Here is a 23,766-nt window from a genome sequence, read left to right as displayed (position 1 = left end):
TCACCCGGCGCAATCGTTGCATTCGCCCGCCCAAGGGATTATTCCCGCGACCATGAGCACAAAACCCATTCACATCGTCGGCGGCGGCCTCGCCGGATCGGAAGCAGCATGGCAGGCGGCCTCGGCTGGCGTGCCGGTGATCCTGCATGAGATGCGCCCCGTGCGCGGCACCGACGCACACAAAACCGAGGGCCTGGCCGAACTGGTCTGTTCCAACTCGTTCCGGTCGGACGACGCCGAAACCAACGCGGTTGGCCTGCTGCACGCCGAGATGCGGCTTGCCGGTTCGCTGATCATGAGTGCCGGCGACGCCAACCAGGTTCCCGCCGGCGGCGCGCTCGCCGTCGACCGCGACGGCTTTTCCAACGCCGTCACCGCCCGGCTCGAAGCCCATCCGCTGATCACCATCATGCGCGAGGAAGTCACCGGCCTGCCGCCCGCCGACTGGGACCAGGCGATCATCGCCACCGGCCCGCTGACTGCTCCCTCGCTCGCCGAAGCGATCGCCGCCAGCACCGGCGCCGACGCGCTCGCCTTCTTCGACGCCATCGCGCCGATCATCCATTTCGACAGCATCGACATGAATGTCTGCTGGTTCCAGTCGCGCTACGACAAGGTCGGCCCCGGCGGCACCGGCAAGGACTACATCAACTGCCCGATGGACAAGGAGCATTACGAGGCCTTCGTCCAGGCACTGCTCGACGGCCAGAAAACCGAGTTCAAGGAGTGGGAAGGCACGCCCTATTTCGACGGCTGCCTGCCGATCGAGATCATGGCCGAGCGCGGTCCCGAGACGTTGCGTCATGGCCCGATGAAGCCGATGGGGCTGACCAACGCCCACAACCCGACAGTCAAGGCCTATGCCGTCGTCCAGCTGCGCCAGGACAATGCCCTGGGCACGCTCTACAACATGGTCGGTTTCCAGACCAAGCTGAAGCATGGCGAGCAGGTCGATGTGCTGCGGATGATTCCGGGTCTGGAAAATGCCGAATTCGCCCGCCTCGGCGGCCTGCACCGCAACACCTACCTCAATTCGCCAACGCTGCTCGACCCGACGCTGCAACTCAAGTCGCGGCCCGGCCTGCGTTTCGCCGGCCAGATCACCGGCTGCGAGGGTTATGTCGAAAGTGCCGCCATCGGCCTGCTCGCCGGACGCTTCGCCGCAGCCGAACGCCTCGGCCAGCACATGCCGCCGCCGCCCGGCACCACAGCCTTCGGCGCGCTGCTGAACCATATCACCGGCGGCCACATCGTCTCCGACGATGAGCCCGGCAAACGCTCGTTCCAGCCTATGAACGTCAATTTCGGGCTGTTCCCGGTGATGGAAGCGCCCAAGGTCGAAGGCAAGCGCCTGCGCGGCAAGGAAAAGACCATTGCCAAGAAGAAGGCGATGACGGCGCGCGCGCTGGTCGATTGCCGCGCCTGGCTCGGCATTGCCGAAGCGGCACAGGCGGCGGAATAAACGGGGCAAAAAGATGGCTCCCCCCGAGACCAAGCGCCTGATCCTGAGGGAGATGGTGCCTGGCGATCAGGCGGCCATCCTGGCGGTCTTTGCCGACGACTATGCGCGCCGGTTCTATCCGGAGATGACGACCGAAAGCGCCGCCATCGAATGGATCGGCAGAAACCGGGATCGCTACCGGCAGGACGGTTTCGGGCTGTGGGCGATCGTCGACAAGGCCAGCGGCGCGCTGATCGGCGATTGCGGGCCGACCTGGCAGGACGCCGGTGGCGTTCGCATCCTCGAGATCGGCTATCATGTCGCCCCCGCCTGGCGCGGCCGCGGCATCGCGCTCGAGGCAGCCCGCGCCGCAATGGCATACGGCTTCGCAACCAGGGACGAAATGGAGATCGGCTCGATCGTCGCCACGGACAATACGGCCTCGGCAAGCGTCGCCCGACGCCTGCATCGCGACGTCCGGTCCTACGTGAACTCACGTGGCCTCGACCGCTTCTTGTTCTTCACCAGACGCGACGACCACGACGCGACCGCCTGAGGTCACTACCAGCCGCGCGAAGCCGTCTTCAACATCAGCAGATGCTTGCGCAACACTGAGATGCCGTCCTTGCCGCGCTCCAGCCGGTCGAGATAGGCGCCCGTCAGGGACAGCGGCAGGAATGCCGGCCGCAAGCTTACCGGCAAGGTCTTGGCGCCGCGTTCGAAGGCGCGGAGATGTTCACGCGCGAGCGCAGCCATCGCCTGGACGGCATGCCTCGATGAAGGCGTCTTGCCGCCGGCGACAAATTCGTCCGGCGTCGTGCCGGCCGCAGCCAGGATGTCGCGTGGCACATAACATTGGCCGCGGGTGCTGTGGGCCGGCAGCAGCCGCAACAGCCCGGTGATCGCCTGCGCGCAGCCGGCGTGGCCGGCAAGCTCGGCATGTTTCGGCGCCTCGTCAGCATCGAGAACCAGCGCCGCAAGCTGGATCATCGCTGAGGCGGTCTCGCCGCAATAGCCCTCCAGATCGGTGCGCGAAGGCATCGGGTCGTCGTAGAGGTCGAAGATGCGTGCTTCGAGGTAGTTGTCGAAGGCGGCGACGGGCAGCCGATGGGTCGTAATCGCCGCCATCAAGGCCGAGGCCACGGGATGGCCCGCACCCAGCTCGCTTTGGCCCGATGCGATGACGTCGCGCCACCATTGCAGCCTGATCTCGCCCGGCATGGGCTCGCTGACGCGGTCGCGGATGGCTGCGATCTCGGCATTGAAGGCGTAAAGCGCGAGAAGCGCCGGGCGCTTTTGCTCGGGCGCATAGAGTACGGAGAGATAACGGTCGTGGTCGGCAATGCGCACCGCGTCCAACAGAGCCCCTGTCGCGTCGTTCGCCTTGCTCACGTCAGTCGACGGCGATGAAGGCGGCAGCCACGGCGCGGTCTTCGGCAAGCAGCACGTTGTAGGTGCGCACGGCAGCGCCCGTCGACATCGGGTCGGCGGAGATCTTCGCTTGCTTGAGGGCCGCCCTGAGGCCCTCGGGCAAACGGCGCAACTCCTTGCCCATGCCGACGAGCAGGATTTCCACGTCGGCGGCTTCTGCAAACAGCTTTTCGAAATCCGCCGGCGTCAGCGCCAGCGGATCAGTGGGCTGCCATCCGTAGATGCCGGACGGCAGGCACAGGATCGATCCGCGGTGCGACATGTCCGCGAAGCGGAAGCCGCCGTCGCCATAGGCGTCGACGGGTGCTCGCCCGGGAAAATGCGCCTCGCGGATGATCAGTCCAGCCATGGCCTGCTACGACTTGGTCGGCTGGGCGCCGGCCGGCACCGCCGGCTTGTCCTTGTCGTCGGCCTCGACGCTTTCTGGCCGCAGCCTGAACAGGATGAGCAGCGGACCAGCGACGAAGATCGACGAGTAGGTACCGACCACGATGCCGAAGATCATCGCCAGCGTGAACGACCGGATGACCTCGCCACCGAACAGGTAGAGCGAAATCAGCGCCAGAAGCGTGGTCACGCCGGTGAGCACCGTACGCGACAGCGTCTGGTTCATCGACAGGTCGAGCAACTGCTCGATCGGCATCTTCTTGTATTTGCGCAAGTTTTCACGCACGCGGTCGTAGACCACAACAGTGTCGTTGATCGAATAACCGACGATAGTCAGGATCGCCGCGATACTGGTCAGGTTGAACTCGATGCCAGTCAGCACGTAGAGCCCGATCATCATGGTCACGTCGTGGATGGTGGCCAGGATGGCGCCCATGCCGAACTGCCACTCGAAGCGGAACCAGATGTAGATCAGCATCGCCAGCATCGCCGTCACCACGCCGATCGTACCCGACCAGGCAAGTTCGCTCGACACGGTCGGTCCGACCGATTCCACGCGGCGGAATTCGTAGTCGTTGGCAAGTTCGCCACGCACCTTTTCGACCACGCTCTGTTCGGCGTTGTCGCCAGCCTTCTGGCCCTCGACGCGGATCAGCAAGGTGCTTTCGGAGCCGAATTCCTGGACCTGGACGTCACCGATGTTGAGTTCGCCCAGCCTTGCGCGGACCTCAGACGAATTGGCCGTGCCGCTCTTTGACTGCACCTCGATACTGGTGCCGCCGCGGAAGTCGATGCCGTAGTTCATCTCCATGGTGAAGAACAGGGTCATCGCTGCCAGCGATGCCAGCGCCGAAAGCGTGAAGGCATAGCGGCGCAGGGACATGAACGAATATTTGGTATTGTCCGGAACGAAGCGCACGAGGCCCTTCGGCAGTTCCTTGGGCTTTACCCGGCGCAGCCAGATCGAAACCAGCCAGCGGGTCAGGGTGAAGGCGGTGAACACCGTAGTCACGATACCAATGGCCAGGGTGACGGCGAAGCCACGCACCGGACCCGAGCCGAGATAGAACAGGATGAGCGCGGCGATGAAGGTGGTGAAGTTGGCATCGACGATGGTCGCCAGCGCTCGCGCAAACCCTGAATCGAGCGATTGGACCAGAGATCGACCCAATTGTCGTTCTTCACGCACGCGTTCGTAGATGATGACGTTGGAGTCCACCGCCATGCCGACGGTCAGGACGATACCGGCGATGCCGGGCATCGTCAGCGTCGCCCCCAGAATGGACAGGATGGCGATGATCAGCGCCACGTTGGCGGCGAGCGCGATGTTGGCGATGATGCCGAGCGTGCCGTAGGCCACCAGCATGAAGCCGACGACGAGGGTGCCGGCGATGACCGAGGCAAACTTGCCGGCCGAGATCGAGTCGGCGCCGAGGCTCGGGCCAACCGTGCGTTCTTCCACAATCGTCAGGTCGGCAGGCAGCGCGCCAGCGCGCAGCAGCACGGCAAGGTCGTTGGCACTCTCAGCCGTGAAGCTGCCAGAGATCTGGCCCGAACCGCCGAGGATCGGCTCATTGATACGCGGAGCCGAGATCACCTGGTTGTCGAGGATGATGGCGAACAGACGGCCGACATTCTGCTGGGTCGCCTGACCGAAGCGCGAGGCGCCCTTGCCGTCGAAGCGGAACGAGACGACGGCCTCGCTGGTACGCTGATCGAACGTCGCCTGCGCATCGACGAGGTTTTCACCCGACACGATGACCCGGTTCTCGATCAGATAGGGAATGGGCGGATCATCCTGCGAATACATCACCGTCGAGCCTGCCGGCGGACGGCCCTGCAGGGCCTCCTGCGGCGACATCGACTGGTCGACCATCTGGAAGGTCAGCTTGGCGGTCTTGCCGAGGATTTCCTTGAGGCGGGTCGGATCCTGCAGGCCCGGCACCTGGACGAGGATGCGGTCTGCGCCGGCACGCTGGATGATCGGCTCGGTCGTACCGAGTTCGTTGACGCGGCGGCCAACGACCTCGATCGACTGCGTGACGGCATTGGCCACGCGATATTCGATGCCGGCATCGGTCAGCGTATAGCGCAACAGGCCGGGTTCAGGCTCTTCGAGCGCAAGCTCGGTCACCGAACCGGCGCCGAACATGCTCGCCGACACCGGCGCCACCAGCGTGGCCAGTGCGGTCTTGGCCGCCTCGAGCTCGCTCGCGTCGGTGATACGCACCTGGATGGTCCTGCCAGTGCCTGTCAGGCCGGTATAGCCGATCTTGGCATCGCGCAGCATCGTGCGGATATCGTCGCGGGTCGTCTGCAGCCGCTCATCGATCAGGTCCTGCCTGTCGATGGCGAGCAGCATGTGCGAACCGCCCTGAAGGTCGAGTCCGAGCGTCAACGCGCGCTTGGGAAACCATCCCGGAAGGGAATCGAGCTGAGATTGGGTCAGCATGTTCGGGAGGGTGAAGAGTACCCCGAGGAGCACGACTGCCCAGATCGAGATCGTCTTCCAGCGCGAAAAATAGAGCATATGGCCTCGTCCGTCAGGCGTGAAAGCGGTGCGTTCCGCCTCGAATACGGTTATTTCTTGGCGTTCTGGTTGGCGATCGGCTCGCCCTTGACCCGAACGTCGGAGATGGTCGCACGCAGCGCCGTCACCTTGAGGCCGTTGCCCAGATCGACCTCGAGTTCATTGTCGTCGATGACCTTGGTCACCTTGCCGACGAAACCACCACCCGTGACGACCGTGTCGCCGCGGCGGATCGACGAAAGCATCTCGCCACGCTTCTTGAGCTGGGTGCGCTGCGGGCGGATGATAAGAAAATACATGATCACGAAGATCAGCACAAACGGCAGAATGCTTACGAGAACGTCGGGCGTTCCCCCGGTGGCCTGTGCGTATGCCGGCGTGACGAACATGAATGTCTCCTGAGAAAGTATCGGGATACCGCACACCGGGACCCCGCAAATGTGCGCGGAATATAGTCGCTAAAGCGACCAATGCAACTGCGCTTGGCCCAAGCAGCGGCGCTTTTCCGCGCAATTTGAGCGTGTTACAGCGTCGCGCATTGATGAAATGTAGAGATGGACAGGATTGGTCATGGAAAAGGCGATCGAAGCACTCAACGACAAACTCGACCGTCTGATTGCCGCCGTGGCGACGTTGGCGCCGCCGGCAGCTCCGGAAACCGATATCGACAGCGCCGACTGTTTCGTTTGGGCTGCCGATCCCGGCTATCTCGAACCCGTCCACCGCGTCAACCGGGTCGACATCGGGCTGATCAAGGGCGTTGACCGGGTGCGCGACATCCTTGTCGACAACACCGAGCGCTTCGCCGCCGGCCTGCCCGCCAACAACGTGCTGTTGTGGGGTGCGCGCGGCATGGGCAAGTCGTCCCTGGTCAAGGCGGCGCACGCCAGCATCAACGCCTCGGGCAAGAGCGTCGCTCCGCTCAAGCTGATCGAAATCCACCGTGAGGACATCGACACGCTGCCCAAGCTGATGAACCTGCTCAAGGCGGCGCCCCATCGCTTCATCCTGTTCTGCGACGACCTGTCGTTCGACCACGACGATACGTCCTACAAGTCGCTCAAGGCAGCGCTCGAAGGCGGCGTCGAGGGCCGGCCGGGTAATTTGATCTTCTATGCGACGTCGAATCGCCGGCATCTTCTGCCACGCGACATGATCGACAATGAGCGCTCGACGGCGATCAACCCGTCCGAAGCAGTCGAGGAAAAGGTGTCGCTGTCGGATCGCTTCGGCCTGTGGCTCGGTTTCCACAAGTGCTCGCAGGACGAATATCTCGACATGGTCAACGGCTATGCCCGCTACCACGGTTTCGACGGGGATGCCGAAACGCTGCGCGCCGAAGCGCTGGAATGGGCAACGACCCGCGGCAGCCGCTCGGGCCGCGTTGCCTGGCAGTTCATCCAGGATCTCGCCGGCCGGCTGGGCAAATCGCTGAAGGATTAAGCCGACCTTCCAACGAAAACGCCCGCCCCTGGTCGGGACGGGCGAAGCTGGCGGGCGAATTGGAGGTCAGGGTACCCGCTATTCCAGGAAGCCGTTCGGATCGACCGGCGTAGAGTTCTTGCGCACTTCGAAATGCAACTTCGGCGCATCGGTGGAACCGCTCATGCCGGAAAGCGCAATCTCGTCGCCACGCTTGACCTTCTGGCCGCGCTGCACCTTGAGCTGACTCGCGTGACCATAGACAGTCACGAGGCCGTTCTCGTGGCGCACCAGCACCGTGTTGCCGAATTCCTTGAGCCCGTCGCCGGCATAGATGACGACGCCGTTTTCGGCTGCCTTGACCGGCGTGCCTTCCGGCACAGAGATGTCGATGCCGTCATTCGACTTGCCGCCGCCCTTGCCGTAGCTGGAAACGACCCGACCACGCACCGGCCAGCGCATGCGGTCGATACCGGTGGCATTCGGTGCAGCTTCGGCCGATTCTTCGGCTTGCTGCACCAACTTGTCCTTCTTCGGCGGCGTGTAGGCTGCGACCGTTGGCGCTTCGGTGGGCTTGGCTGCCGTAACGGCCGGCTTGGCCGGAGCAGGCGAGCTGGTCACCACCGGATCGACAGCGGCCGGCGCTGCCTTGGCAATGGTCGTGGTGGCGGCACCGGGCACCTTCAGCGACTGACCGATACGGATGCGGCCATCCTGCAGGCCGTTGGCCTGCTTGAGAGCAGCCGTGGTGACGCCGAGCTTGTTGGCAATGCGGTTGAGCGTGTCGCCTTCGGCCACCTTGTAGCTGCTGCCAGTGCCCGTAGGCTTGGCATTCTTGTCAGCCGAAGAGTCGACCTGAGCGAGCGCGCCATTTTCCTTGGTCTTGGGCTGCTGCGGCAACACCGCAACCTTGTCCGTGGAAAGTGGCTGCTGGTTGGCCGGCAGGGGCTTCTTGCCGGGCACCTTGAGCACATTGTCCTGGGCGGGGGCCTGGGCGACCGTCGACGTCGTCGTACGATCGACGGCCGGCGCCAAGGCGGGAGCCTGGGCCGTGCGGACCGGAGCCGGAGCCATTGCCGGAGCCTGGGCAACTGCGGGAGCCGGCAGCGGCTGCGAAGAGACAGGCTCCAGGCTGCCGCGGCTCACCGAACCTGAATTGCTGGCCGCGAGCGGCGCTGCCTGGGTCTCACCCGGATAGGGCTGCTGTTGCTGGCTGATGATCGAACGCTGATTGGGCGTCGATGCCGTAAAGATGTCGTCGACGCCACCGCCGCCGAATCGCGACACTCCGGAACTGCAGCCTGCCGCCATGCCGGCAACCAGCAGAACGGCGCCACTGCGCGCCATAGAGCGTCTATTCGCCTTCAAAATACTGAAACGCATCGCACTGACCCGCGCTTTACCCGATACCAACTAGGCTTGATTAAAGCGCGTTAATGTTACCGGCCGGTTAAGGGGATCAAATAAATCAAAAGCTTCGCAAGCCACGTCGCGATAGCAGTCAAGCCGGGGGTGGCCGGGTTTCAATCGGACAGATGCGGGAGGCTCATGGGATAGGCTGGGCGTGCCGAGGCTCAGGTCAGGCCAGCGTTGCCTGACGCTCAATGCCTAGATTACGGCAGCGACGCCACGCGCCAGGGGCTGGAGCCGAACGACGCCCAGGTCTTCGCGTTCGAATCGGCTGCCGATCTTGGTCAGCTTGCAGAGCACCTGCTCGCCCTCTTCAGGACCGATCGGCGCGATCATCGTGCCGCCGCTCGACAGTTGGTCGACAAACATGCGCGGATGGCTGTCGAAGGCGGCCCATACCACGATGCGGTCGAACGGCCCCTCGCCTTGCAGCCCGTTCGAGCCGTCGGCCTGGCGCACCAGCGCGTTGTTGATGCCGAGCAATTCGAAGCGCTGGCGCGCTTGCTCGGCTAGTGTCTTGAAGCGGTCGACAGTGATGACGCGCCCGGCCAGCCGCGCCATCACGGCAGCCGTGTAGCCCGTACCGGTGCCGACCTCGAGCACGCGGTTGCCCGGCTCGATGTTGAGGGCGGCAATCACCGCGGCCTGAAGGTCGGCGCCCTCGATCGCTTCGCCACATTCGATCGGCAGCATGCGATCCGACCAGGCCATGGAATGGAATTGCCCGGCGATGAAATCCCGCCTTGGCGTTGCCTCGAAAGCGGCGATGAGATTTTTCGGAACGATGCCGCGCCCACGCAGGCGAAGAAGAAAGGCGGCGAAGCCTTCACGATCGTCCGGCATCATGTTCATGCAATTGCCTTGGCCAGTTGATCGCGCAGTTCATGCGCCGTCATGTCGAGCTTGAGCGGTGTGACCGAAATCTGCTTGTTGCGTACGGCATGCAAATCGGTGCCCGGCTTGACCTCCGGCTCGTCGCGGCCGAATCGCAGCCAGTAATATGGCAGGCTGCGGCCGTCGCGGCGCTCCTCGACCCAGATGCCGTAGGACAGCTTGCCCTGGCTCGCCACAACAGGACCCGTCACCTCTTCCGGCGGGCAGTTCGGGAAATTGACATTGAGCAGCACGCCGATCGGCAGCTCGGTGGCGATCAGCTTCCTGAGTAGCGCCGGCGCCAGCGCTTCCGCCGTCTCGTAAGGCACGATGCGCTCTTCGTTCTCGTAGACATAGGCCTGGCTCAGCGCGATCGAGCGAATGCCGATCAGCGCGCCCTCCATGGCACCGGCGACCGTGCCCGAATAGGTCACGTCGTCGGCAACGTTGAGGCCCGAATTGATGCCCGACAGGATCAGATCCGGCGCCTCGGGCAGGATCTTCCGCGCGCCCATGATGACGCAGTCGGTCGGCGTGCCATTCACCGCGTAGTGCTTGTCGCTGATCTTGCGCAACCGCAGTGGTTCCGAGATCGACAGCGAATGGGCGTAGCCCGACTGGTCGGTCTCGGGCGCCACCACCCAAACGTCGTCCGACAGCTGGTTGGCGATGCGCTCCAGGACAGCAAGCCCTTCGGCATGGATGCCATCGTCGTTGGTCAGCAGAATGCGCATGTCACTTCGCTTCGATCTTGGTCAGGCCACCCATGTAAGGCAGCAGCACTTCAGGAATGGTTACGCTGCCGTCCTCGTTCTGGTAATTCTCGATGACGGCGATCAGCGCACGACCAACGGCGACACCCGAGCCATTGAGGGTGTGCACGAAGCGCGTGCCCTTCTCTTCCTTCGGACGATAGCGGGCATCCATGCGCCGCGCCTGGAAGTCACCGCACACCGAACAGGAAGAAATCTCGCGGTAGGTATTCTGACCCGGCAGCCAGACCTCGATGTCATGGGTCTTGCGTGCGCCGAAGCCCATGTCGCCGGTGCACAGCACGACAGTGCGGAACGGCAGGCCAAGCATCTTGAGCACGTTCTCGGCGCAGTCGGTCATGCGGTCATGCTCGGCAAGCGCGCTTTCGGCATCAACGATCGAGACCAACTCGACCTTGTAGAACTGGTGCTGGCGCAGCATGCCGCGCGTGTCGCGGCCCGCCGAGCCAGCTTCCGAGCGGAAGCAGGGCGTCAGCGCCGTCAAGCGCATCGGCAGCTGCTCGCTGGCAAGGATTTCCTCGCGCACGAGATTGGTCAGCGGCACTTCGGCGGTGGGGATCAGGCCGAGGCGGCTGTCGCCATGCGGCACGAAGAACAGGTCTTCCTCGAATTTCGGCAGCTGGTTGGTGCCAAACAGCACCTCGTCGCGCACCAGAAGCGGCGGCTGCACTTCGGTGTAGCCGTGTTCGGTCGTATGCAGGTCCAGCATGAACTGGCCGAGCGAGCGTTCGAGCCGGGCAAGCTGGCCTTTCAGCACGGTGAAACGCGCGCCCGAAAGCTTGGCGGCACGCTCGAAGTCCATCAGGCCGAGCGCCTCGCCGATCTCGAAATGCTCCTTCACCCAGTTCGGGCGCGGCATGACCTTGCCGACCTTGCGCAGTTCGACATTGTCGTTCTCGTCCTTTCCGACGGGAACGTCCTGCAGCGGAACGTTGGGAATAATCGCAAGAGCCGAATCGAGTGCCTTGTCGAGTTCGCGTTCGAGGCCCTCGCCATCCTGGATGAAGCCCTTGATCTCGGCGACTTCGGCTTTCAGCTTCTCTGCCAGGGCGGAATCACCATTGCGCATGGCGTTGCCGATTTCTTTCGACGCGGCATTGCGGCGCTCCTGCGCCTCCTGCAGCTTCGAAACGTGGGCTCGCCGCGCCTCATCCTTGGCGATCAGGTCGTCCACCGTCGAGCTCGCGACCGAAGCCGGCTGCCCACGCTTGGTCAGCGCTTCGACTAGAGCTTCAGGGTTCTCGCGAATCCATTTGATATCAAGCATTTAAAAATTTTCCGGTCGCGGCGGTTGTCGAAACGACCGCGACGGCGGATCGGGCTGTCAGCCGGCTTTCGTGCCGCTGCCTGTGCCTTCGAGCGAGGTCGGTGCTGCTTGCGTCTGCTCGGCGGGGTTGTCGCCCTCGCTCTGCGTCTCGCTCGCCACGCGCTCCTGCTCGCGCTTCTTTTCGATCATCCGGGCGGTCCAGATGGAAATCTCGTAAAGAAGGATCGTGGGAAGGGCAAGGCCGATCTGGCTGACCGGATCGGGTGGCGTCAGCACGGCGGCAACCACGAAGGCGATCACGATCGCCCATTTGCGCTTGTCGGCCAATCCCTGCGACGTCACCATACCGACGCGGGCCATCAACGTCGTCACCACCGGCAGCTGGAACACGAGGCCGAAGGAGAAGATCAGCGTCATGATCAGGCTGAGATATTCCGACACCTTGGGCAGCAGCGAAATCTGTACCTCGCCTTCGCCGCCGGTCTGCTGCATGGCGAGGAAGAACCACATCACCATCGGGGTGAAGAAGAAGTAGACCAGCGACGCCCCCATCAGGAACAGCACCGGCGAAGCGATCAGGAACGGCAGGAAAGCGGCGCGCTCGTTCTTGTAGAGGCCGGGGGCGACGAACTTGTAGATCTGCGAGGCGATCACCGGAAACGCGATCACAAGGCCGCCGAACATGGCGAGCTTGATCTGGGTGAAGAAGAATTCCTGCGGCGCCGTGTAGATGAGCTCGACCTTTTGCGGGTCGAGACCAGCCCAGCCGGTCGCCCATTTGAACGGGATAACCAGCAGGTTGAACAGTTGCTTGGCAAAGAAGAAGCAGACCAGGAAGGCGACGAAGAAGCCGCCGATGGACCACATCAACCGCGTGCGCAGCTCGATGAGATGCTCCATCAGCGGGGCCGAGGACTTTTCGATCTCGTCGTCTTCGGCGCTCACGAGGCTTTTCCTGCTTTGGTCGTCGTCTTGGCGACGGTCTTCTTGGGCGCAGCAGCCTTTGCCGGCGCTGCCTTGGCGGCGGCCGGCTTGGCTGGACTTGCCTTGGCCTTGGCTTGCGCCGCAGCCTTGGGCTTCGCGGCCGCTTTCGGCTTTGTTGCCGCCTTGGCAGCATTGGCAGGCGCTTCGGCAACCGGCAACGGCATAGCCTTGATTTCGACGGCCGGGACAACCGGCGCTGCCGGCATTGCCTCCGGTCCGGCCACGCCCGGCATGACGGTTGCGCCGTTCTTCAACGGCTCGGCCGAATGCACGGAACTAGACGCCGGGTCAGCGGGTGCTGCCGGCTGCGACGGCTTCATCGCAGAATCGAGCCCGGCGCGCACGTCGGCAGCCGCCTTTTCGAACGGATTGAGCTGCTTCCTGATCTCATTGGCCGGATTGAGGCCCTTGAGATCGTCGAGCGACTTCTTGACGTCGTCGAGTTCGGCTTCTTTCAGCGCCTCGTTGAACTGGCGCTGAAAATCGCCCGCCATGGACCGTGCCTTGGTGGTCATCCGCCCTATGGTGCGGAGCATCTTGGGCAAATCCTTCGGGCCGACGACCACGATCATGACGACCGCAATCACCAGCATTTCGGTCCAGCCGATTTCAAACATGTCGGTGCGATCCGGCTAGCAAGAGACTATGGTCAGCTCTTGCTGGCCTTTTCCTTGGTCGAGTTTACGGCCTCGTCGTTGCGATGCTCGACCGTCTTGGCATCGTCGGCTTCCTCGTCCGACATGCCCTTCTTGAAGCTCTTGATGCCCTTGGCCATGTCGCCCATCAGTTCGGGGATCTTGCCACGGCCAAACAGCAGCAGCACGACGACCAGAACGATCAGCCAGTGCCAGATTGAAAACGAACCCATTGAACTCTCTCTTGAACAGTTTCCCTGCGATTGATCTAGGCTCTTTCGCTTCCAGATTCAAACACTAGAACATCCGCTTTCCGAAGCGACAGCCATATATCACGAGCTTTTACGGACAAAGCGCCGCAGCGCACACGCGCCCTGACCGGCGTCTCCGCTCCCGGCACCGCAAGCTCCAGCAATTCGACGACGCCGAGATAGCGGCGCGAAATGATGCGCGCCTGAGTCTCGCCGGTGTCTTCGCTGACGTCGATGCCGGTCAGGCGCACGGCTACCGATACCTGGGTACCGTCGGCGACCGACGTTTCGACCTCGCCGACCGGTGTATCTGCATAACCATCGACAACCCTGGCCGAAAAGACATTCAACTCCGAGAAGAAGCCGGCGGCGAACAGATTTGCCGGCCTGAGGTAGAGGTCGTCCGCCCTGCCCGTCTGCACCAGTTGGCCGTCCTTCAGCAGGGCGATGCGGTCGCCCATGCGCATCGCCTCCTCGGCGTCGTGGGTGACGACGATCGCGGTTGCCCGGCTTTCGCGCAGAATTGCCAGCGTCTCGGCGCGCACCGTATCCTTTAGCCGCGAATCGAGGCCGGAAAACGGCTCGTCCATCAACAGCACTGCCGGCCGCGGCGCGAGCGCACGGGCAAGGGCGACGCGCTGCTGCTCGCCGCCGGACAGCGCGTGCGGGTAGTTGTCGGCATAGTGCTCGAGGCCGACGCGGTTGAGCGCGATCAAGGCCTCGCGCTTGCCCTCGTCCCGCGACAGGGCAGTCAGCCCAAAACGGACATTGTCCAGGATGGTCAAATGCGGAAACAGGGCGAAATCCTGGAAAACCAGGCCGATCGAGCGCTGTTCCGGCGGCAGGAATACCGAGGGACCGGCAATTTCCTTGCCGTTGAGCATCACCTGGCCGGATGTCTGGGCCTCAATGCCGGCGGCGATCCTCAGCAGCGTCGTCTTGCCCGAACCGGAGGGGCCAAGCAGACACAGAACCTCACCCGGTTCAGCGGCAAGGCTGACGCCGCGCAGCGTCTCGGCGCCATTGGCGAAAGAATGTCGGATATTTTCGAAAGCCAGGCGTGCGGCAAAAGTCACGCCCGCGGTGACGCGGGAAACCGTCTGGGCTTGATTGGTCGTCACAGAATGGACCTCGCAGGGCCGGTTCCACACCGGCGCCGGTCAATCATCTGTGACGCGGGGTGTCAACAGGCCAAGCTCCTCAAGATCGATGTCCGTCAGCGGATCCTCATCTTCGGTGAGCAGGTCAGGGTCGGACGGCGGCAACGGCACCGAGAAGCCGGGCGGCATGCGCGTGGAGAGCAGCCCTGCTCCCTTCAGCTCTTCCATGCCGGGCAGATCGCGTATTTCCTCGAGGCCGAAATGATCGAGGAACTTGTCGGTGGTGCCATAGGTGACCGGTCGGCCCGGTGTCTTGCGGCGGCCGCGCATGCGCACCCACTCGGTTTCCATCAGCGTGTCGAGCGTACCCTTGGAAGTTTCGACGCCCCTGATGTCTTCGATCTCGGCGCGTGTCACCGGCTGGTGGTAGGCAATCACCGAAAGCACTTCGAGTGCCGCGCGCGACAGCTTCTTCTGCTGGACGGTGTCCCGGCTCATCAGGAATGCCAGGTCGCCGGCGGTGCGGAAGGCCCATGAATCCGCGACCTTGACCAGATTGACGCCGCGGCGCTCGTAGATGCGCTGCAGTTCGGCCATCGCCGCAGGCACGTCGATGCCTTCGGGCAGTCGCGAAACAAGCTGCCGCTCGCTCACCGGCTCGGCGCTGGCGAAGACGATCGCCTCGGCCATGCGTACGGCCTCGGCGAGATGCAGCCGTACCGCGGGGTTGCGTTCGACGGCATCGCCATCCTCGTCGTCGAGGGAGAACGGAACGACGTTTGATCCTTCGGTCATGAAGCACCTTCGGTCTGCCGGGGGGCGGATTGGCGTTCGCGCAGATAGATCGGCGCGAATGGCTCGTGTTGGCGGATTTCGACGCTGCCGTCGCGAACCATTTCGAGGCTCGCGGCGAAGGAACTGGCAAGCGCTGTTGCGCGCTCCTCCGGGCCGGTCATGTAGCGGATGAGAAAATGGTCGAGCGCGGTCCAGTCCTTCAATTCACCGACCATGCGGGCCAAGATGTCGCGCGCCTGCTTGAGCGACCAGACGCCGCGCTTGGCGATCTGCACGTTGGTGATGGCCTGGCGCTGCCGCTGGCCGGCATAGGCGCTCAACAGGTCGTAAAGCGAGGCCGAGTATTCGTTGCGCTTGTCGATGATGACGAGTTCCGGCGCGCCGCGCTGGAAGACGTCGCGTCCGAGCCGGTTGCGGTTGACCAGCCGCGAGGCGGCATCGCGCATGGCTTCAAGCCGCTTGAGCCTGAACTGCAGCACGGCCGCCAGTTCCTCGCCGCTTTCGCCTTCATCGCCCGGCAGCTTGGGGATCAAGAGCTTCGACTTGAGGAAGGCGAGCCACGCCGCCATGACCAGATAGTCGGCGGCAAGCTCCAGCCGCAAGGCCCGCGCCTGCGAGACGAAGATGAGGTACTGCTCGACAAGCGCCAGGATCGAAATGCGCGACAGGTCCACCCGCTGGCTGCGCGCCAGGTGCAGCAGGAGGTCGAGCGGGCCTTCGAAGCCGGCGACGTCGACGACCAGCGACGGATCGTCCGTCATGCGCTCGTCGGCGTTCTCCGCCCACAGGCGGTCCATCGGTGCTGGCTTTTGGGCCTTGCTTTCCAATGCGTCCGCCAAATCCGTGCCTTCTCCTTGAGAGGCTATGCAACTGCCTCGAAATATTGTCCGAATTCCGCCCGAAGCGACGCTTCATCGTGGCCGTCGCCCGCCTTGACCGCGGCAAGGGCCTTTTCAGCGCGCTCAAGCGACTTCCCGGAAAGTGCCGTCGCCCGCGAGGCGATGCCCTCCATCTCCTCCATCACCCCGTTGCAATGAAGGACAAGATCGACGCCCGCCGCAAGGATCGCCGCCGACTTTGACGGGAAATCCCCAGAAAGTGCCTTCATCGAAGTGTCGTCGCTGACCAGGAGGCCGTCGAAGCCGATCTCACCGCGCACGATCGCCTCGATGACCTTGCGCGACGTGGTCGCAGGTGCTGACGGATCGACGGCGCTGAAGATGACATGCGCGGTCATGGCGATTGGCAAATGGTTCAGCGCCTTGAACGGCGCGAAATCGTGCGCGCGCAGCTGGTCGAGCGGCGTGTCCACCGTCGGCAATTCGAAATGGGTATCGGCAAAGGCGCGGCCATGGCCTGGAATGTGCTTCATGACCGGCAGGATGCCGCCTGAAAGCAGCCCCTCGGCAGCGGCGCGGCCGAGTGCCGTAACGCTCTCGGGGTCCTTGCCGTAGGCACGCGCGCCGATGACGTCGCTGGCGCCCTCGACCGGAACATCCAGCACCGGGAGGCAGTCGGCAGTGATGCCGTAGCGGGCGAGATCGAAGGCATGCAGGCGCGCGAGCAGCCACGTTGCCCTCAGGCCCGCCTCGCGGTCGCTGCGATAGAGCGCGCCAAGCGCGCCGCCTGCGGGATAGTTCGGCGCCAGTGGCGGGCGCAGGCGCTGCACGCGCCCACCCTCCTGGTCGATGAAGACAGGGGCGTCCGGACGACCGACGCTGTCACGCATGGCGGCGACGAGATCGCGAATCTGCTCCGGCTCCTTGACGTTGCGGGCAAAGAGGATGAAGCCCCACGGCCGCTCCCGGCGATAGAAGGCAATCTCTTCAGCGGTGAGCGACAGGCCTGCACAGCCAAGGATGATGGACTTTGATTCGGTCATGTCAGGAGCTTAGCGCCTTTTTGGATGAGATAGAATCGGCTGCCATTTGCGGCCGGCGAGCCGGAAACGAAAAACGGCGCAGCAGATGCCGCGCCGTTTGCCGGTTGGAAAGTCGCAAGCCTACTTCGAGACGAAGCAGTTGCCGCCTGCAGCCTTGTAGCTCTCGCACAGGCTAACCGCGTCGTTGCGGGTGCCGGCCGGCACGCGGACGCGCCAGAAGGTGCCCTTGCCGGCGATCTCGGCCTTGACGATGCTGACCTCGCGGCCGTTGAGCACGCTACCGTAGCGGCGCGCCAGATCGGCGTAAGTCGACTTGGCCGCGGCTTCGCTCGGCTGCGAGGCGATCTGCATCGCCCATGCGCCCGAGGCTGCTGCGGTCGGGGCCGACGGTGCAAGGGCTGCGACCTGGTCCGGCTTGACCTCGCCGACGACGTTGACGGGCTGTTCAGAAGGACGCTGCGGCGCGATCGGAGCCGAAGCAGGCGTATTTGCCGACTGGGCAGCCGCCTGGGTGTTGGCAACCGGCGCAAGCGCGGGCTGCGAAGGCACCGTGCCGGTGGCCTCGCTGGCAGGCTCGGCAACGCGCTGCGGCGCCGGATCGTTGGGCTCGGCTGCGGCCACGGCAGCAGGTGCCGGATCTTCGCGCGGCACGAGGGTGCCGTCGGGCCTCACCACCATGGTACGGACCTTGCGCGGTGCAACAGCGGCAGTCTCGGTGCTGGCGTCGGGCTGGTCGGCCTGAGCCGCCTGCGCGACCCGATCCTCTGCCTTCGGCAGCGGCGCATCGGCAGTCTCGTCCGCATCCAGCGGCAGCGTGTCGTTGGCGCGTGCCTCGGCGTCCTGCGCCACCACGTCGATCGGCTCTTCCGTGTTGGTGACCAGCTTTTCCTGCGCCGGCGCACCGTTGGCGGCGCCGCCTGCAACGCGGTCGTAGACCTTGTTGTCCTGGTTCGGCACGGTCATGCCGCCCGGATTTTCCGGCTTGACCTTGATTGGCGTCCCGTCAGCCTTGACGATGACAGGCGCCCCAGCGTCTTCGCTGCCGCCGAAGGACAGTCCCCAGGCGCCGATGCCGCCGACAACGGCGACCGCACCGACGATGGCGGCGATCATCAGGCCGCGACGGGCCGGACGGGCTGCGGCCGGCGAGCCGGGCAGCGCTTCCATGGCTTCGTCAAAATCCGGGTCGTAGTCGAAGTCGTCAACCGGTGCCTGCTCGCGCGGCGCGGAACCGCGTCCCTGGTGCATGCCACCAAGGTCAAATCCGGTCAGTCGATCGTCGCCCTGCTGCGCCTGGGACTGGCGCCCGGCATACATGGCGGCCGCGCCAGCGGTAGCAGCGGCTGCAATTGCCTCCGAGGGAAATTCAATCGGCTGCGACGCATCGCCATCGCGCAGCGTCTTGCGATCGAACCCGCTGGCATAAGGATTGGGCTCGTAGCTCGACGAAGCCGACGGCTTGCTTGCCTCGGGAGCGTTCATCTCGTTCATGAGATTCGAGAATTCGCTGTCGAGATCATCGTAGGCCGGCGCCGGCGGCGCATCGTCTTCGAAGGACAGTTCGGGAATGTCGAGATCGTCGGCAAGCGCGACGGCCTTCTCCGGCACGTCCACTGTCTCCACGTCTGGCGCATCGTCGAAGGACGAAACGGCGGCGAACAATTCGGCTTCGAGATCGTCGGCAACGTCGGCGGCCGGCTCGGCCTGCTGCACGTAGGGCTCGGGCTCGGCCGTCGGCGCAAAGGCTTCCGCAGGAGCATAGGCTTCCGCGGGCGCAGCATAGGTCTCGGGCTGATAGCTCGGCTGCGTCTCGGCGACAGGCGTCGATGCACGCGGAGCCACTGGTGTGCCCAGACCCCAACTGCGGGCCTGCTCGTAGCGCGAAGCAGCAAGCGGCCGATCTGCTGCCGCAGCGATAGCTGCAGGCGCGATTACGGCAGGCGCGACGGCTTCGGTCGCAGCCGTTGCCACGCTGCGTTCGAAAGCCATGTCGAAAGCATCGTCGTCGAAATTGACATCGACGTCGGCCTGCTGGTCATAGCTGGGCTCGGTGTAGCCGGCATCGGATGCGACAGCAGCCGCATCATCCGTGGCTGCGAAATCCTCGATCTGCTGAGCGTCATCGGCGTAGGACGTCGCATAGTCGGCGTCTTCAACCGACTGCGGCTCGATTTCAGCGGGCTGCTCGGGCGCCCAGAATGAGCTGGTGAACGCCGGCTCCGGTTCGACGGCAGCAGGCTCTTCGACGCGAAGCGGTGCAGGCTCGGAAAGGGCCTTGGCCTGGCTGCTCATGGTTCCGAGCAGCGCGTTCAGCTCGTCCTCGAGGCTGGTGTCTTCTGCGACGGCAGCTGCCGGTGCAATCTCGGGCTCATAGGCCGGCTCCTGAGCGACAGCAGCCTCGTAGGCAGGCTCTTCGTCGCGCAGGGCGTCCTGCAAGCGACGCTCGAACTCGTCGTAGTCCTGGGCCTGGGCGACGGGGGCCGCCACTGCTTGCTGTTCTTCGACCAGGTCCTCGTGGGAGAAAGCAATTTCAGCCTCGGCCGGCTGATATTCGCCAAGCGTCAGCTGATCGTCGGCCTCGCTCCCGGCAGCATAGTCCGCACCATCAGCAACATAGTCCGCACCATCATGGGGAGCAAAATCCATGTCGACATCGGCAAGGGCGACATCGAATTCAGCATCGAGATCGGTTTCGAGGGGAGCCTGGTAGGCAATCGGCGCCTCGACCTGGGCGGCAGTCTCCTCGATCGGCAGCTCTTCGAGCGTGAAATGTTCGTCGAGGGAGGCGGCGACGGCATCGTCGAACGCCGCTTCGGCCGCGACATCGGCCACGGGCGCATAGGCTGGTTCAACCGCGAAAGTCGGCTCCACTGCATAAGCCGGCTCGGCGGCGAAAGCGGGCTCGGCGGCGAAAGCGGGCTCGGCGGCGAAAGCGGGCTCAACGGCATAGGCCGGCTCGACCGCATACGCCTGGTCTTCAGGGCGCAGCAACTCGTCCTCGAGCGAAAACTCCTGCTCAAAGGATGCGGCAACCGCATCGTCGAACGAGGCGTCGGAGACGAATTCCGGTTCCTGCGCGCGGCCATAGCCAGACTGTTCGAAACCAGCCTCGACGGGCGCGTAGGCGGACGGCGCGTCAGCCTGAACATAGGCCGCGGGCGCGTCACGCTCCGGTGCTGCCACCAGATCGTCGCCGGCCAGTTCGCCAAGCAATTCCTTTTCCAGGTCGATGCCGAAATCGTCGTCCATCGCCGGCTCGACACGAGCAGCGGGCGCACCAACATCCTGGCGCACCACAGGCTGGCGCGGATCGAAGCCCATGATCCTCGTCAGCTCGGCGAACGGATCTTCATCGGCGAAATCGTTCTTATCGGCGATCTTCAGCTGGGGTCTGTCTGCCATTCTTTTTCCCGAACTCTCGCACTTTTTTCGGACGCCATGAACGTCGCGTAAGGTTGGCCCTTACCAGCGCAATGTGGGCAAAAGGTGACAGAAAGCCTCTGTTAACCTAGCGCATTTCGGTCGGCGCATCCGCCCCGATCAACGCCAGGCCCGACGTCAAGACGTCCGAAACAGCCTGCACCAGCCCGAGTCTGGCATGGGTCAATTCTGGATCGTTAACCTTAACAAACCGTAAGTCGGGGTTGTCCGTGCCGCGATTCCAGTGTCCGTGGAAGGTGCTGGCGAGATCGTAGAGGTAGAATGCCAGCCTGTGCGGCTCCATCGACTGGGCAGCGGATTCGATCAGGCGCGGATACTCGGCAAGCTTCTTGACGAGCGCGATCTCGCCTTCGTCGGCAAGCCGTTCGACTCGCCCGATCAGGCCTGCACGTGCGAACTCTGCTACGCTGAGCTGTTCCTTCGCCTGCCGGAACACCGAGTGGCAGCGCGCCGAAGCATACTGCACGTAGAAAACCGGGTTGTCTTTCGACTGCTCGGTGACCTTGGCGAAATCGAAATCGAGCGGCGCATCGCTCTTGCGGTAGAGCATCATGAAGCGGATTGCGTCGCGGCCGACTTCCTCGACCACTTCGCGCAAGGTGATGAACTCCCCTGCCCGCTTGGACATGCGCACCGGCTCGCCGTCGCGGAACAGCTTGACCAACTGGCAGAGCAGCACGTCGAGCTTCACGGCACCGTCGGTAACCGCGCGCGCCAGCGCTTCCATGCGCTTGACGTAACCGCCATGATCGGCGCCGAGCACGAACACCAGTTCCTCGAAACCGCGATCGACCTTGTCCTTGAGATAGGCGACGTCGGCGGCGAAATAGGTGAATGCACCGTCCGACTTGACCAGCGGCCGGTCCATGTCGTCGCCAACCTCGGTCGAGCGGAACAAGGTCTGCTCGCGGTCTTCCCAGTCATCCGGCTTCTCGCCCTTGGGCGGCGGCAGCTTGCCCTTGTAGATGTGGCCCTTCAGCGTCAGGTCGCTGATCGCCGAGCGGATCGCCTTGGCGTTGTCGGCGTGCAGCGTGCGCTCGGAGAAGAACACCTCGTGGCGGACGTTGAGCAGCGCCAGGTCTTCGCGGATCATCACCATCATGGCGTCGATGGTCCGGTCCTTGATGATGGCAAGCGCCTCGTCCTCGGGCTTCTGCAGGAGGTCGCGGCCAAACTCCTTGGCGAGGTCCTGGCCGACCGGCACGAGATAGTCGCCCGGGTAAAGCCCGGCCGGAATCTCGCCGATCTCGTCGCCCAATGCCTCGCGATAACGCAGCATCACCGAGCGACCGAGCACGTCGATCTGCACGCCGGCGTCGTTGATGTAGTATTCCTTGGTCACGTCATAGCCGGCAAAGCCGAGGATGTTGGCAAGCGCATCGCCGACCACCGCGCCGCGGCAGTGGCCGACATGCATCGGCCCGGTCGGATTGGCCGAAACGTATTCGACGTTGACCCGCTTGTTGTTGCCGAAGCCCGAGCGGCCGTATTCGGCGCCGCGCGACAGAAGATCGGCAAGATGCTTGTGCCAGAACGCGTCCTTGAGCTTGAGGTTGACGAAACCCGGGCCGGCAACCTCGGCCTTGACCACGTCGGCGTCCTTGGCGAGTTCGGCGACCAGCCGTTCGGCCAGCGCGCGCGGGTTTTGCCCCGTCGGCTTGGCCAGCACCATCGCCGCATTGGTCGCCAGATCGCCATGGGTGGCGTCGCGTGGCGGCTCAACGGCAATGCGCGTCAGGTCGAGCGCGCCGCCATCTTTGGGAGTCAATTCAAGCGCTTCGACGGCTTTGGTGATCCGCTCGCTGAAATCGGCGAAAATATTCATGTGCTCGGCTCTGGGTGGCATTGCGTGGCAACCGGCAAAATAGCCGGAAATTGCGCCCGGCCTAAACCAAATCGGGCGTATGGTCAAACAAGCGCCGGTGTTCCTTGACCGCGTAGGTGTCGGTCATGCCGGCCAGGAAATCGGCGACAGCGCGGGCCTTGATGCGGTCCTCAGCCCGATCGAGCCCCTCACGCCAGCCCTCCGGCATGGCGCGCGGATCGGCGTAGTAGGCGTCAAACAGCTCCTTGACGATCCGGTCGGCATTGGCCCGCACCCGCATCACCTCCGAATGCCGGTACATGTAGCGGTAGAGAAAGGCCTTGAGCTCCTTCTCGGACGCCGCCATCTCGCCGGAAAAGGTCACCATCGCCGCGCTGGCTGACCTGACCTCGTCGGCGCTTTGCGGTGCCACAAGCGTGATCTTTGCGGAAGCTGTAGAAATGACGTCCTCGACAAACATGGTGATCTGGCGGCGCATCAGTTCGTGGCCGGTGCGCACCGCATCGAGTGCAGGATAGCGCTCGCGCACACCGCGCAGGATCGAAGCCGGCAGGCCCACTTCGTCGAGCATGTCGAGCGTCAACAAGCCCGCACGCAGGCCATCGTCGATGTCATGGGTGTTGTAGGCGATGTCGTCGGCGATCGCCGCGCATTGCGCTTCGAGGCTGGCGAAGCGGTCGAGTTCGAGGTCGTGCAACTCGGAATAGTCGCGGATCGCCTGTGGCACCGGCCCTTTCAGGCCGTTGCCGGCGGCATCGGTGAGCGGTCCGTTGTGCTTGACCAGCCCCTCCAGCGTTTCCCAGGTCAGGTTGAGCCCGTCGAACTCGGCATAACGGCTCTCGAGCCGCGTCACCACGCGCAGCGACTGGGCGTTGTGGTCGAAGCCGCCCCAGGCCGCCATCTTCTCGTTCAGCGCGTCCTCGCCGGTGTGGCCGAAGGGCGTATGGCCGAAATCATGGACCAGGGCGATGGCCTCGGCGAGATCCTCGTCGCAGCGCAGGGCACGGGCCAAAGCGCGGGCGATCTGCGCCACCTCGATCGTGTGGGTCAGCCGGGTGCGGTAATGATCGCCTTCATGGGCGACGAACACCTGGGTCTTGTGCTTGAGGCGGCGGAAGGCGGTCGAGTGGATGATGCGGTCGCGGTCACGCTGGAACGGCGTCCGCGTCGGGCTCTCGACCTCGTCGAACAGGCGTCCGCGCGAACGCGCGGGATCGCAGGCATAGGCCGCGCGCGGCCGGTAGCCGAAGCCGATATCGCCAAGTTGCCGCTCGCCTGCCATGCTCCCCACCTGTTGACTTGCCCCAGGTGGCTTCATA

Annotated in this window: 21 protein-coding genes; 3 read left to right on the top strand and 18 right to left on the bottom strand. The window is 64.0% G+C overall.

The window, feature by feature from the left end; translation table 11 throughout:
• Window positions 1-52 precede the first annotated feature (52 nt).
• Together trmFO and WHT83_RS15270 are read left to right on the top strand one after the other, a co-directional pair.
• Window positions 53-1,462 carry a methylenetetrahydrofolate--tRNA-(uracil(54)-C(5))-methyltransferase (FADH(2)-oxidizing) TrmFO gene (gene trmFO, locus WHT83_RS15275; protein ID WP_406871662.1) on the top strand — a complete coding sequence of 470 codons (1,410 nt, stop codon included), beginning with the start codon at window positions 53-55 and terminating at the stop codon, window positions 1,460-1,462.
• A 13-nt stretch (window positions 1,463-1,475) separates the two neighbouring features.
• The gene (locus tag WHT83_RS15270; RefSeq protein ID WP_108608303.1) at window positions 1,476-1,997 is read left to right on the top strand and encodes a GNAT family N-acetyltransferase; all 522 of its coding nucleotides are present in this window, start codon (window positions 1,476-1,478) and stop codon (window positions 1,995-1,997) included.
• Window positions 1,998-2,002: 5 nt separating this feature from the next.
• Here WHT83_RS15270 and WHT83_RS15265 read toward each other — a convergent pair whose 3' ends face one another.
• The 4 genes from WHT83_RS15265 to yajC are packed head-to-tail and all read right to left on the bottom strand — an operon-like array spanning window position 2,003 to window position 6,178.
• The gene (locus tag WHT83_RS15265; protein WP_406871661.1) at window positions 2,003-2,833 is read right to left on the bottom strand and encodes a phytoene/squalene synthase family protein; all 831 of its coding nucleotides are present in this window, start codon (window positions 2,831-2,833) and stop codon (window positions 2,003-2,005) included.
• 1 nt (window position 2,834) lies between these two features.
• A complete protein-coding gene (locus WHT83_RS15260; RefSeq protein ID WP_108608304.1) occupies window positions 2,835-3,221 on the bottom strand; it encodes an Mth938-like domain-containing protein in 387 nt (128 codons plus the stop codon).
• Between the two features lie 6 nt (window positions 3,222-3,227).
• Window positions 3,228-5,789: a protein translocase subunit SecDF gene (gene secDF, locus WHT83_RS15255; protein WP_406871660.1), complete on the bottom strand. Its 2,562-nt coding sequence runs from the start codon at window positions 5,787-5,789 to the stop codon at window positions 3,228-3,230.
• 50 nt (window positions 5,790-5,839) lie between these two features.
• A complete protein-coding gene (yajC, locus tag WHT83_RS15250; RefSeq protein ID WP_108608306.1) occupies window positions 5,840-6,178 on the bottom strand; it encodes a preprotein translocase subunit YajC in 339 nt (112 codons plus the stop codon).
• A gap of 181 nt (window positions 6,179-6,359) precedes the next feature.
• Between yajC and WHT83_RS15245 the strand changes: the two genes are divergently transcribed.
• Entirely contained in the window at window positions 6,360-7,232 is an 873-nt protein-coding gene (locus WHT83_RS15245) for an ATP-binding protein (protein ID WP_406871659.1), read from the top strand.
• Window positions 7,233-7,310: 78 nt separating this feature from the next.
• Here WHT83_RS15245 and WHT83_RS15240 read toward each other — a convergent pair whose 3' ends face one another.
• The 14 genes from WHT83_RS15240 to WHT83_RS15175 all read right to left on the bottom strand — a co-directional run bounded on the left by WHT83_RS15240 (window position 7,311) and on the right by WHT83_RS15175 (window position 23,729).
• On the bottom strand, window positions 7,311-8,558 hold the full coding sequence (locus WHT83_RS15240; protein ID WP_406871658.1) for a peptidoglycan DD-metalloendopeptidase family protein: 1,248 nt from the start codon (window positions 8,556-8,558) through the stop codon (window positions 7,311-7,313).
• 261 nt (window positions 8,559-8,819) lie between these two features.
• Entirely contained in the window at window positions 8,820-9,473 is a 654-nt protein-coding gene (locus WHT83_RS15235; protein WP_108608309.1) for a protein-L-isoaspartate(D-aspartate) O-methyltransferase, read from the bottom strand.
• Complete coding sequence (surE, locus tag WHT83_RS15230) at window positions 9,470-10,228, bottom strand: 5'/3'-nucleotidase SurE (protein WP_406871657.1); 759 nt, start codon at window positions 10,226-10,228, stop codon at window positions 9,470-9,472. Before surE ends, WHT83_RS15235 begins: the two co-directional genes overlap by 4 nt.
• Before the next feature lies 1 nt (window position 10,229).
• Window positions 10,230-11,534 carry a serine--tRNA ligase gene (serS, locus tag WHT83_RS15225; RefSeq protein ID WP_406871656.1) on the bottom strand — a complete coding sequence of 435 codons (1,305 nt, stop codon included), beginning with the start codon at window positions 11,532-11,534 and terminating at the stop codon, window positions 10,230-10,232.
• A gap of 57 nt (window positions 11,535-11,591) precedes the next feature.
• Window positions 11,592-12,434, bottom strand: coding sequence for a twin-arginine translocase subunit TatC (gene tatC, locus WHT83_RS15220; protein WP_406873988.1), 843 nt, complete (start codon window positions 12,432-12,434; stop codon window positions 11,592-11,594).
• Window positions 12,435-12,475: 41 nt separating this feature from the next.
• Window positions 12,476-13,135, bottom strand: coding sequence for a Sec-independent protein translocase protein TatB (gene tatB / locus WHT83_RS15215; RefSeq protein ID WP_108608312.1), 660 nt, complete (start codon window positions 13,133-13,135; stop codon window positions 12,476-12,478).
• A gap of 32 nt (window positions 13,136-13,167) precedes the next feature.
• Complete coding sequence (locus WHT83_RS15210) at window positions 13,168-13,386, bottom strand: twin-arginine translocase TatA/TatE family subunit (RefSeq protein ID WP_108608313.1); 219 nt, start codon at window positions 13,384-13,386, stop codon at window positions 13,168-13,170.
• Between the two features lie 35 nt (window positions 13,387-13,421).
• Window positions 13,422-14,525, bottom strand: coding sequence for an ABC transporter ATP-binding protein (locus WHT83_RS15205; protein WP_108608314.1), 1,104 nt, complete (start codon window positions 14,523-14,525; stop codon window positions 13,422-13,424).
• A gap of 39 nt (window positions 14,526-14,564) precedes the next feature.
• Entirely contained in the window at window positions 14,565-15,299 is a 735-nt protein-coding gene (gene scpB, locus WHT83_RS15200; RefSeq protein ID WP_183261579.1) for an SMC-Scp complex subunit ScpB, read from the bottom strand.
• Window positions 15,296-16,096, bottom strand: coding sequence for a ScpA family protein (locus WHT83_RS15195; RefSeq protein ID WP_183262377.1), 801 nt, complete (start codon window positions 16,094-16,096; stop codon window positions 15,296-15,298). The genes scpB and WHT83_RS15195 overlap by 4 nt, the downstream gene beginning before the upstream one ends.
• A 65-nt stretch (window positions 16,097-16,161) precedes the next feature.
• Window positions 16,162-17,181 (bottom strand): beta-N-acetylhexosaminidase, encoded by a 1,020-nt coding sequence (gene nagZ / locus WHT83_RS15190; protein WP_406871655.1) that lies wholly within the window; start codon window positions 17,179-17,181, stop codon window positions 16,162-16,164.
• A 120-nt stretch (window positions 17,182-17,301) separates the two neighbouring features.
• Window positions 17,302-20,583: an SPOR domain-containing protein gene (locus tag WHT83_RS15185; RefSeq protein WP_406871654.1), complete on the bottom strand. Its 3,282-nt coding sequence runs from the start codon at window positions 20,581-20,583 to the stop codon at window positions 17,302-17,304.
• A gap of 106 nt (window positions 20,584-20,689) precedes the next feature.
• Window positions 20,690-22,447, bottom strand: coding sequence for an arginine--tRNA ligase (gene argS / locus WHT83_RS15180; RefSeq protein WP_406871653.1), 1,758 nt, complete (start codon window positions 22,445-22,447; stop codon window positions 20,690-20,692).
• A gap of 61 nt (window positions 22,448-22,508) precedes the next feature.
• Window positions 22,509-23,729: a deoxyguanosinetriphosphate triphosphohydrolase gene (locus WHT83_RS15175; RefSeq protein WP_406871652.1), complete on the bottom strand. Its 1,221-nt coding sequence runs from the start codon at window positions 23,727-23,729 to the stop codon at window positions 22,509-22,511.
• Window positions 23,730-23,766: the final 37 nt, after the last annotated feature.

Origin of the sequence: Aminobacter sp. P9b, assembly GCF_045345995.1 — a bacterium.
Classification (GTDB): Bacteria; Pseudomonadota; Alphaproteobacteria; order Rhizobiales; family Rhizobiaceae; genus Aminobacter; species Aminobacter niigataensis.
The sequence above is the reverse complement of the archived record's forward strand: the minus strand, read 5'-3'. Positions and strand labels throughout refer to the sequence as shown.

Bases quoted from the DNA above. Each gene is read 5' to 3' on its own strand.
- trmFO (WP_406871662.1), top strand. From the start codon at position 53: ATGAGCACAAAACCCATTCACATCGTCGGCGGCGGCCTCGCCGGATCG.
- WHT83_RS15270 (WP_108608303.1), top strand. From the start codon at position 1,476: ATGGCTCCCCCCGAGACCAAGCGCCTGATCCTGAGGGAGATGGTGCCT.
- WHT83_RS15260 (WP_108608304.1), bottom strand. From the start codon at position 3,221: ATGGCTGGACTGATCATCCGCGAGGCGCATTTTCCCGGGCGAGCACCC.
- secDF (WP_406871660.1), bottom strand. From the start codon at position 5,789: ATGCTCTATTTTTCGCGCTGGAAGACGATCTCGATCTGGGCAGTCGTG.
- yajC (WP_108608306.1), bottom strand. From the start codon at position 6,178: ATGTTCGTCACGCCGGCATACGCACAGGCCACCGGGGGAACGCCCGAC.
- WHT83_RS15245 (WP_406871659.1), top strand. From the start codon at position 6,360: ATGGAAAAGGCGATCGAAGCACTCAACGACAAACTCGACCGTCTGATT.
- WHT83_RS15240 (WP_406871658.1), bottom strand. From the start codon at position 8,558: ATGGCGCGCAGTGGCGCCGTTCTGCTGGTTGCCGGCATGGCGGCAGGC.
- WHT83_RS15235 (WP_108608309.1), bottom strand. From the start codon at position 9,473: ATGAACATGATGCCGGACGATCGTGAAGGCTTCGCCGCCTTTCTTCTT.
- surE (WP_406871657.1), bottom strand. From the start codon at position 10,228: ATGCGCATTCTGCTGACCAACGACGATGGCATCCATGCCGAAGGGCTT.
- serS (WP_406871656.1), bottom strand. From the start codon at position 11,534: ATGCTTGATATCAAATGGATTCGCGAGAACCCTGAAGCTCTAGTCGAA.
- tatC (WP_406873988.1), bottom strand. From the start codon at position 12,434: ATGGAGCATCTCATCGAGCTGCGCACGCGGTTGATGTGGTCCATCGGC.
- tatB (WP_108608312.1), bottom strand. From the start codon at position 13,135: ATGTTTGAAATCGGCTGGACCGAAATGCTGGTGATTGCGGTCGTCATG.
- WHT83_RS15210 (WP_108608313.1), bottom strand. From the start codon at position 13,386: ATGGGTTCGTTTTCAATCTGGCACTGGCTGATCGTTCTGGTCGTCGTG.
- scpB (WP_183261579.1), bottom strand. From the start codon at position 15,299: ATGACCGAAGGATCAAACGTCGTTCCGTTCTCCCTCGACGACGAGGAT.
- WHT83_RS15195 (WP_183262377.1), bottom strand. From the start codon at position 16,096: ATGGACCGCCTGTGGGCGGAGAACGCCGACGAGCGCATGACGGACGAT.
- nagZ (WP_406871655.1), bottom strand. From the start codon at position 17,181: ATGACCGAATCAAAGTCCATCATCCTTGGCTGTGCAGGCCTGTCGCTC.
- WHT83_RS15185 (WP_406871654.1), bottom strand. From the start codon at position 20,583: ATGGCAGACAGACCCCAGCTGAAGATCGCCGATAAGAACGATTTCGCC.
- argS (WP_406871653.1), bottom strand. From the start codon at position 22,447: ATGAATATTTTCGCCGATTTCAGCGAGCGGATCACCAAAGCCGTCGAA.
- WHT83_RS15175 (WP_406871652.1), bottom strand. From the start codon at position 23,729: ATGGCAGGCGAGCGGCAACTTGGCGATATCGGCTTCGGCTACCGGCCG.